The sequence below is a fragment of the Halalkalibaculum sp. DA3122 genome, assembly GCF_043951865.1.
GTDB lineage: Bacteria > Bacteroidota > Rhodothermia > Balneolales > Balneolaceae > JAMQKA01.
Genome location: NZ_JBINJF010000059.1, coordinates 1 through 9,053 on the forward strand (window position 1 = coordinate 1; position 9,053 = coordinate 9,053).

Annotated in this window: 6 protein-coding genes; all 6 read right to left on the reverse strand. The window is 49.0% G+C overall.

What is annotated here, in order from left to right; translation table 11 throughout:
* Positions 1–561: 561 nt before the first annotated feature.
* Positions 562–2,739, reverse strand: a complete 2,178-nt coding sequence (locus tag ACG2F4_RS18765; protein ID WP_395262482.1) for a PAS domain S-box protein — start codon at positions 2,737–2,739, stop codon at positions 562–564.
* A gap of 675 nt (positions 2,740–3,414) precedes the next feature.
* Positions 3,415–4,155: a hypothetical protein gene (locus ACG2F4_RS18770; RefSeq protein WP_395262483.1), complete on the reverse strand. Its 741-nt coding sequence runs from the start codon at positions 4,153–4,155 to the stop codon at positions 3,415–3,417.
* Positions 4,130–4,321 (reverse strand): hypothetical protein, encoded by a 192-nt coding sequence (locus tag ACG2F4_RS18775; RefSeq protein ID WP_395262484.1) that lies wholly within the window; start codon positions 4,319–4,321, stop codon positions 4,130–4,132. The genes ACG2F4_RS18770 and ACG2F4_RS18775 overlap by 26 nt, the downstream gene beginning before the upstream one ends.
* A 547-nt stretch (positions 4,322–4,868) precedes the next feature.
* Entirely contained in the window at positions 4,869–8,060 is a 3,192-nt protein-coding gene (locus tag ACG2F4_RS18780) for a type I restriction endonuclease subunit R (protein ID WP_395262485.1), read from the reverse strand.
* A 72-nt stretch (positions 8,061–8,132) separates the two neighbouring features.
* Positions 8,133–8,717 (reverse strand): transposase, encoded by a 585-nt coding sequence (locus ACG2F4_RS18785; RefSeq protein ID WP_395262486.1) that lies wholly within the window; start codon positions 8,715–8,717, stop codon positions 8,133–8,135.
* Entirely contained in the window at positions 8,714–8,950 is a 237-nt protein-coding gene (locus ACG2F4_RS18790) for a GIY-YIG nuclease family protein (RefSeq protein WP_395262487.1), read from the reverse strand. Before ACG2F4_RS18790 ends, ACG2F4_RS18785 begins: the two co-directional genes overlap by 4 nt.
* Between the last annotated feature and the right edge of the window lie 103 nt (positions 8,951–9,053).

Here is a 9,053-nt window from a genome sequence, read left to right on the forward strand (position 1 = left end):
TATCTTTAATTAATTATTCATTCTTCATCCCCCTGCACCCCCTTCGAACATCATTTACCGCTTTTCAATCATAACTGCCACAAGGGGGAAAGCCCCGCGTTCTCCGTTTCTGCCCCTTCAAAATTCATCATTCATAATTCCCATCTCCAGCGGATTTTTCGTTTTCTCATCGATGAAAAAATGAACAAGAAAAAACTGATTAGGAAGCCCCAATAAGAAAAAAGGCTATTATCTACAATTGAAGTCTTCCTGAGGCTGTCCAAAAAGTCTCGACAGATGGTTGCATTCATTAATAATTTAGGTTTGTGGAAGAAATGGAAGATCAATCCTCCTGTCCTGCTTCTCCAAGAGGAACTCAATGATGAAAAAACAGCTCTTCATATATGGAATGAGCGACCATAAAATCCCTCTTGAAGAAGAGGGATTTAGGGAGATTGACCACGCCTTAATTATTTAAGTGGCGTTCCTCCTTATTGGACTTTTTGGACAGCCTCAGGAACCCAAAAAAGGAGGTGATCCTGACCGCAATAGTGCGAAGCAAAATGGAACGACGGGCTCCCCTTACCTCCCTGTAAATGTACTTCCAGTGCCTTTTGCCTCGGTCTTTTGAAATTGCAGCCTGAACTGGGTGCCATTTTGTTTGGAAAGGCTGACTTTACCTTCAAGCTGTTCCTTAAGTAACTTTATCAGCGTTAGACCGATGGTTGACAACTCTTCTTGCATTACATTATCAGGGATACCTACTCCGTTATCTGTGATCTCGACCACTACACTCCCCTCTTCTTCATAGAGATGAACGTCTATTTTTCCTTCGTTTTGGTGCTCAAACGCATGTTTATAGGCATTGGTAAACACCTCGTTTACCATAAGGGCACACGGTATCGCCTGGTTAATATTCATCGGAATCTGCTCAACCTGCAGATTCACATCAATCTGTTTTTCAGGATCGTAGACTTCCGAAATATTGTGTAGCAGCTCCTCTATATTTTTCCCAAAGTTCAAATGCGACAGGCTCTCCGAGCCGTATAACAGCTCATGGATGGTGGCAATGGTTTGAATACGTTGCTGAGCTACCCTGAGTGAATCCTGAAGCTCGCTGTCGGTGGAATCCATCGCCTGCAGTTCCATCATACTGGTGACAATGGCAAGGTTATTCTTCACACGATGGTGAATCTCGGCCAAAAGCGTTTCCTTTTCTTGCAGCGATTCTTTCAGCTGCTGCTGGTAGGCGACCTGTTCACTAAAGTCCATCGCTTCAATAAAAATACCGTAGACCTCTCCACCTTCATCAAACAGCGGAGCAAACAAAAGGTTAAAGATGTATTGTTGCTTTGATCCCTCCCTTTCCTTGTCAATCTGTACAGGATCCCCATATCCCAAATAAGGCTCACCGGTTCGATAAACCTCTTCCAGCAGGTCTACATAGCCCTGCCCCCTGAGTTCTGGAACTACATCGGCAATACGCTTCCCAAGGATCTCCTCCTGGCCTACTACTTGCCGATAGGCTTTATTAGCGATAACATAGCGCAGTTCGGGACCTTCCAACAAGCATTTGGGGGAGGGCGCTTCTTCAAACATCTCTTTTAGCTTGTCCCGATCGGCTTCCGCTTTCATTCGTTCGGCGTGTTCCTCCTGCAGCAGAGAACTTAACTGCTTTTCAAGCTCTTTCATCTTTGTAATATCCAGGCCGGTTCCAATAATAAACGTCTGATTGTTTTGCTCAAGTCGCTCGGCATTAAACCGATACACCGCCGTATTGCCACCGGCGATGTTCAGCGTCAACTCAAATGTGCTGTATCCTTCATCTAGCACGTTGCGTATCTGGACCGGCACCTGCTCTTTATCATCCTCATAAACAAATTCCACTGCCGGGCGTCCGGTAAGCTCTTCCACCGGTAATCCGAACACTTCGGTAGAATGATTATTGCATCGTACTACCACGCCCGCCTCATCCAGCATAAAAAAGACCCCGGGCAGGCTACTCAGCACGACGTCGGTAAACTCTTTTTCCTGGCGCAGGGCCTCTTCCTGTTGTTTGCGGTCGCTGACATCCCGAAAGAGTAAACTGGTCCGTTTTTCACCGGCATAATTTTTAAACACCGATGAGGTCAGCTCAACCGGTATTTTTCGGCCTGATTTGTGGATAAAATTCAGTTCTCCCGAAAATTTTCCCGTTTGGGAGCGCTGTTTCAAGGCTTTCTCTAATTTTTCATCTTTGACAACAATCTCATCTCTGCCCCGCTCTCGTATTTCCTGCTCTGACATCCCCAGAATTTCGCACGCCGCCGGATTGGCCTGCAGGATTTTCCCATTTGGATTTGTGAGCATAATTCCATCCAGGCTGTGCCTGAACAACATTTCATTACTCAGCCGGACGTTCATCTCACCAGTGAGATCTTTGTACATGACCAGCTGGCAGGTCCCATCCTCCCCTGCAAGCGTCACCGGATTTCTGATGACCCGGGCGTAGACAAATTCACCGCTCTTTTTTTGATGCCTCCAAATCCCCTCATCGCCCACCTGCTCGTTATTTATTTGAGACAGGTATTTCTTCAACTTTGGCACCTCTTCCCCGGGACGTAAATCAAACAACGTGAAGGACAGCATCTCCTCCCTCGAATACCCGTACACGTCAATCATCGCCTGGTTCACCTCCTTTATGGAATAATCCCCTGGGTCATAGATCCACATCGGGATGGGACTCTCATGGAAAAACTGGTCAAAATTTTTCAACTCCATATATACTCACTCCTTACAATAGCCGAAACAGTACGTGAAAATGCAGAAATTGGGTGTAACAGCGGTTTTGCAGAGACCTCTATCAATATTTCTCATCAAGGTAAGAAAAACAACATGAAAACATGTGTATAATTCATTTCAACATATTTCCCGGTTGTCAATGTATTGTGACCATCCAAAGCGTTAGCAAAAGAAAATTATCGAAGGAGACCGTGACAGGGAGTGATTATCCGTTAATTGTTTGACAAACAACGAATTCCTAATAACCGATCCCCGGCGGCGGCTTTTTTAGGTTCGTTTTTGAACCGTACAAAAATGAACAGGGAAGGAGGATAACGAAGTCTTAATGTGAAACAGGAGACTATCTTCCCCAACTCGCAGAGACGCGACATATTGCGTATCTACTGGATCTTGCTTCGACTTCCGCGCCCCATTCAAGGCCGGGAAAGACCAGTTGTATATTTTGTTGCCCCACCCCTCGTCAAACAGAACTTCTTCCGGTAGGGACATGATGCAATAACTCGTTCATGCGACCTTCTCACAAAGATCCCGTCGTTAAAAATTCGTTATTCGTGATTCTACATTCGTAATTCCCGGGATCTCCCAAATATACGATCGATTGGGTTCCCTGCCTTTACCAAAATACCCTTACCCGCAGCAAGAACTGCGAGATCTCTATTCTTGTACGTTAGCTAATGCTGGCCTGAAGGTGAAGAACTGAACCAGTGCTGTTTTAACCGTTGGCAGGCCCTCAGCAGCACGTTCGATATTTGTGCGCAGATTGAGCGCCATCTTGCGCATGGCATTTTCGGTCCATGAACGGGGAACCAGAAATTCATTTAGAACTTCGTCCACCCAAATACCCATCAGGTCTGGTGGTATGGTCGTTAGATCTTGTATGAGGTAGGGCTCCTGGATTCCGGTTGAATTCGTTAACGGTTTTAACGAAGAGACAAAATAAACAGCTTCTCTGTGCCGGTATTCCCGGGGTAGCGTATTGATGATTACTTTAGAGCGGGTATAATTGTATTTGGCCAGGACTGAGTCTGAATCTGTTGGATAGGCAGGCATCTCCACAACCGGGAGATACAGTACATTCAGGGAATCCCTGGGATAGTATTTTTCAAAATCCTCTATGGGACTAAAACTTAAAAACTTGTCTACCAGGGCGTTATAGCGATCATAGGTATTTTCATTCGGAGGCTGGGAAAACAGAATGTATGAATACATTCCATAGGACTCTTCCACCTCATCATCTACCAAAAAATCTCGCCCGGTTTCTGCAATTTCTCCCATATTAGCCTGCTCTTGATAGGAACCGCATGCGTGCAGACCGGTAATCAGTACCACTCCCAGGATGATATATAAAAACCTGTGCAGATCGCCTCTTTTACTTTTCGACTTCTGGTTGTTCATGTTTATCCCTCTTTTTAAATAAACTGTAAATCCAGGTTAGAATTGAAAGACCACCAACGACGATAAATGTTTCAACAGCATCGAGTGGCTGTGATGGATAGAGTATGTAAAAAGCCACCCAAATAATGACTGTACCAGCGAATATGAATCCCACCTTTTTGCCCATGAACTGCTTTGGTTAAAACATTGTATAAATTGTAGTACGGCGAGAAAAACTTATTATCTATAAAGCTAATAAAAACAATTTCTTATAACCAGAAAACAGCAAATTATTTTTAAGTGCAGCCGGCTGCGCTATTTGCGTATCGCAACGCAATATTTTTCGGACAATATGAGGGAAGGAATCTGAAATACCAGTAGAACCGGGCTTTGAAAAATAAAAGGTAATCTAAGCTCCACGGCAACTCTGTCTACACCTGGTACTGGTTCGGAGAACTTCTGTATTGTAGATTTTGGTTTCTGTATCACTTTCCTTTTCCGCTGTCTCCTGCTGAATTTTTATCCGGTACGTGGGTGGAATACGCAAAACAGACAAGACAACAACTGTATTGAAGAAGTAAATAGTTACGTGTTATATCTGACTTCTGTGTTCAACAGGATGTAATGAACCTGTGATAGATGGCTGAAACAGTATTTCAGGTACTATAACAGGGATACGAGCCCTTTTCAACTTGTTTTACTGTCCATATAACCCATTGTATTTCTAATAGATCCTAATACCGCTGCCACACATGATCAAACACCTCATTACACGTCTGTGAAAATAGCTGGCGATCATATTGATCAGGCAGGATATTATCCAGCTCTTTTTCGATGGTAACTTTCACATCGGCGATACGGCGCTGCTGTTTCTTCCAGTCGGTGACCGTTTTGGATTGATTGAGCTTTTCCAGCAGTTCGGTGATGCCCTCCTTGATCTGGTCCCGTTCCTTCTTGGTAAGCTCGATCTTCTCATGCTGGGTGACGATATCAAAGACGGCCAGCTGCTCTTCCGATAGATTCTCCCGGGCGTGGCGCTCGGCTTCCTCATCCAGGTCTTTGACTAGGTTGAACAGCTCCTCCAGCTGGACCTCCACCGAGATGTTGTAATTATTATACTTCTCAATCATCTCCTCGTAGCGCTCCTTGAAGTCCATACGGGTGCGGTTCTGCTGCACCATCTCCTGGACCCGCTGCTCTATAACTGACTTCATTTTCTGCAGCTCTACGCGCTTGTGCTTCTTTTTGGCAAAGCGCTCCTTGAGCTTCTCAAAATCGACCTTCCCGATATCGATTAGGTTGCCATCGTCATAAATTTCATAAGGCTCGCTGACGATCGATTCATCCAGCTTATCGCTGATCTTCTTTTTGACCTCTGAGATATCATCGGTCTGCTGGGGACCGATAATCTTGATCCGGTCCTTGATCGCCTTCAGGGCCGCCCGTACCGGCAGGAACTCCTCGGCTTTGGGGTCGGGCAGGATCGCTTTGTAGAGGCGATCCACCACGTTGGCATGTTTGATGAACTCCTTCTTTTTCTGGTCGTTGATCAGCACCTCGTCCACCGCATCGTCCACTTTGTCGCCCAGCTCCTCGTACTCCACGATGGCACGGGCAAACTCTTTCTGGTACTTGGATGTGTCGAACCCTTTGGCCTCAATGATCTTCTCCAGGTCCACGCCCTGCTGCTCACAGAACTCTTTGGCTTCGGCCACGGCTTCCCGCAGCTGATTTACCAGTTCGGCTTTGTCTTTAACCGGGTTGGTGGCATCGGGATCATCCGGCTCGTGGCCGGTGGCGTAGGTGGCCAGGGCTTTCTGCAGGTTGCGGAACACGCCCACGTAATCGACGATCAGGCCGTTGTTCTTTTCGCCGTACACCCGGTTGGCCCGCGCGATGGTCTGCATCAGGGTGTGATTCTTCATCGGCTTGTCCAAGTAGAGGGTGGACAGGCTGGGGCAGTCGAAGCCGGTGATCCACATGGCGCAGACAAAAACCAGCCGCAGTTCGTCTTCGGGATCTTTAAATTTTTCTTCCAGGTTCTCATTCTCCTTCCGCTTGCGGTGGGGACGGATATCCAGCCCCTCCTGCTCAAAGTCTTGAATTTCGTTTTGGGACTTGGAGATCACCACGGCCATGTCGGTCTCCTGCAGGTAGTGGAGCCGTTCCAGCCACCGGTCTTTCTGCATGCCGGAGGCCGCCTGCAGCTCCCGTTTAACGCGCCACTGCTCGCGTTCCCACTCGGCCTGCACCAGGTCGTACATGCGGACGGCCGTGTAGCGGTCGATGCAGATCATCATCCCCTTACCCATGTAGCCGCGATCCAGGAAGTGCTGCACCAGGTCTTCGGCGATCGCCTCCAGGCGGTCCTGCCGGGTGATCAGGTGGTACTCCTGGCGGAACTCCCGCTCCAGCTTCTCCTCCTGGGCCTCGTTGAGCATCGCCTCGTCGAGCAGGGCCTCCAGCTCTTCGTTGAGGTGCTCGTTGGTGAGCTGCAGCTCGGGGATCCGGTTTTCGTAGTAGAGTGGCACGGTGGCCCCGTCTTCGATCGACTGCTTGAAGTCATATACGCTGACGTAGTCGCCGAATACCTCGCGGGTTTTCTCGTCCTGTCCCTTGATCAGCGGCGTGCCGGTGAAGCCCAGGAAGGCGGCGTTGGGCAGGGCCTTGCGCATGTTCATCGCCAGAGTGTCGTACTGGGTGCGGTGGGCCTCGTCGGTGATCACGATGATGTCGTCGTCGGTGCTGAGGACCGGGAATTCCTCGCTGTCGCGGGTGTGGAACTTGTGGATGAGGGTAAACACGTAGCGGTGGTTCTCCCGCAGCAGCTGCTGGAGCTGCTCCTTGCTGTCGGCCCGGATCTCCTGCTCAGGCTCGGTGACCGCCCCGACGGAGGCAAAGTTCTTGTAGATCTGATCGTCCAGGTCCAGCCGGTCGGTGACGATCACGAACTTCCAGTCGCCGGTCAGCGCCCGCATGATCTTGCGGGTCAGGAATACCATGGAGTAGCTTTTGCCGCTGCCCTGCGTGTGCCAGAACACGCCCAGCCGCCCCTTGTTTTCCTCAATGGACTTCACCGCCTCGATGGCGTTGTTGACGCCCAGGTACTGGTGGTTGCGGGCCAAAAGCTTCTTGGGATTGGCCTTCACGTCGTCAAACAGGATAAAATGCTCCATGAGGTCGGCCAGCCGCTGCTTGTCACAGATGCCGCGGATGGCAGTCTCCAGGGTGACGATGCCGGGCTCGTCCTCGTCGCTGATCTTCTTCCACTCCCCGTACTGCTCCCACGGGGAGGTGATGGTGCCCACCTTGGTCTCCGTACCGTTGGAGAGGATGATCATCTGGTTGTACCAGAACAGCTGCGGGATGGTGTCTTTGTAGTCGCTCAGGTTGTAGGCGTACCCGTCGCGGACGCTCCGGCCGGTCTTCTTGAGCTCAAACAGCACCACCGGCAGACCGTTGACGTAGGCCACCAGGTCGGGACGCTTGTCCCCGTACTCCCCGTGCACCCAGAGCTGGGAGACCAGCAGGTGATCGTTGTTTTCTGGTTCCTGCCAGTCAATGACCTGCAGGGTCTTGCGGACGGTTTCGCCCTGCTGGTTGCGGTACTCCAGCTTGATCCCTTCCCGGATCAGGTCGTAGATCTGCTTGTTGGCGCGGACCCCGTGGGTGGAGGAGCGGTCGCGGGTGAGGCGGCGGACGGCCTCGTTGATCTGCTCTGCGGGTACGTCGGGATTGAAGGCTTCCAGCTTGCTCCGAAGCCGCGGCTCCAGCACTACCTCGTCCCGCGTCTGGCGGCCCAGGGTGCCGGGATTGCCTTCAGAGGCCAGCACCTCGTCGTAGGCGTTGATTGTCTCCCATCCCAGTTCCTCAAATAGATCAATCGCTGGTTGCTCTACCGCTTGGTCTTCGGAGTATTTGCTCATGTAATGAATTTTGAATTCGAATCTAAGCCTGTTGGGACACGCCATGGCGTGTCCGTACAAGGGCAAAATTTTTTATAGATTGGCAGCCATATATTCCACAGCCTGCTCGTGAATTTCATTGCTGTTTGGATTTTCCCGATCTATCTGCCAACGCAATGGATTATTTAAAATATACTTCCTGATACGATGCAGGGCCTTTTCATTGCGGATTATATGATCGTAAAACCGGGACTGCCATGCAAAATATTCATGCCCATTGGCATTGCACCAGGTGAGGGATCCTTTGTAATGATTGATAATCATGGATAATGATTGGGATTGTGGTTTTCCAAATTGTACCTGGTTCTGTTGGTCGGTGGTATGATCTTCCTTCTGTGGGGACATGCCATTTTGTGGGGACATGCCATGGCATATCCCTACCCGGGCATGATCTACATGATCAGGTGTGATCCCCACAATCCCATGCAAATGATTCGGCATTACCACAAATTCATCCAATACCACATTGGGTTGATGGTTCGGGATCTGCCGCCAATAATGCCAGGCCACACACCCCGGCACCGACAGCCCCATGATGCCGTCCCGGATCTCTCCGAAATGGTGCTGCCGATCCTTGGTGCAGATGGTCACAAAATACAGCCCGGGATTCCGGTTCACCCCGTGAGATAATTTTCCATTCGATTTTTAATATATCTTTTGCCCCATGCAGTTTTGAGATATTTTTCTCGTTTCGTTGCATCTTGTTGATTTAAACAACCTTCAAAATAGACTAGCTTTAAAGGTCTTCTATCTTTCGTTGAATTTACCTTCCCCGCCTTGTGATATTGAACACGTTTTCGAAGATCACTTGTATAACCTGTATAAAAATTTTGGTCCCTTTCAGATTGCAGAACATATACATAACGCGTTTAGGGGTTAGGATTTTAACAATTTTAAACTAAGAAAGGCCATGCAAACGCTTGATATTCAATATCTTAGGGATGTTAATTCTCA

What these genes read in the sequence shown, in the direction of transcription:
- ACG2F4_RS18765 (WP_395262482.1), bottom strand. Translation starts at nt 2,739, where the DNA reads ATGGAGTTGAAAAATTTTGACCAGTTTTTCCATGAGAGTCCCATCCCG.
- ACG2F4_RS18770 (WP_395262483.1), bottom strand. Translation starts at nt 4,155, where the DNA reads ATGAACAACCAGAAGTCGAAAAGTAAAAGAGGCGATCTGCACAGGTTT.
- ACG2F4_RS18775 (WP_395262484.1), bottom strand. Translation starts at nt 4,321, where the DNA reads ATGGGCAAAAAGGTGGGATTCATATTCGCTGGTACAGTCATTATTTGG.
- ACG2F4_RS18780 (WP_395262485.1), bottom strand. Translation starts at nt 8,060, where the DNA reads ATGAGCAAATACTCCGAAGACCAAGCGGTAGAGCAACCAGCGATTGAT.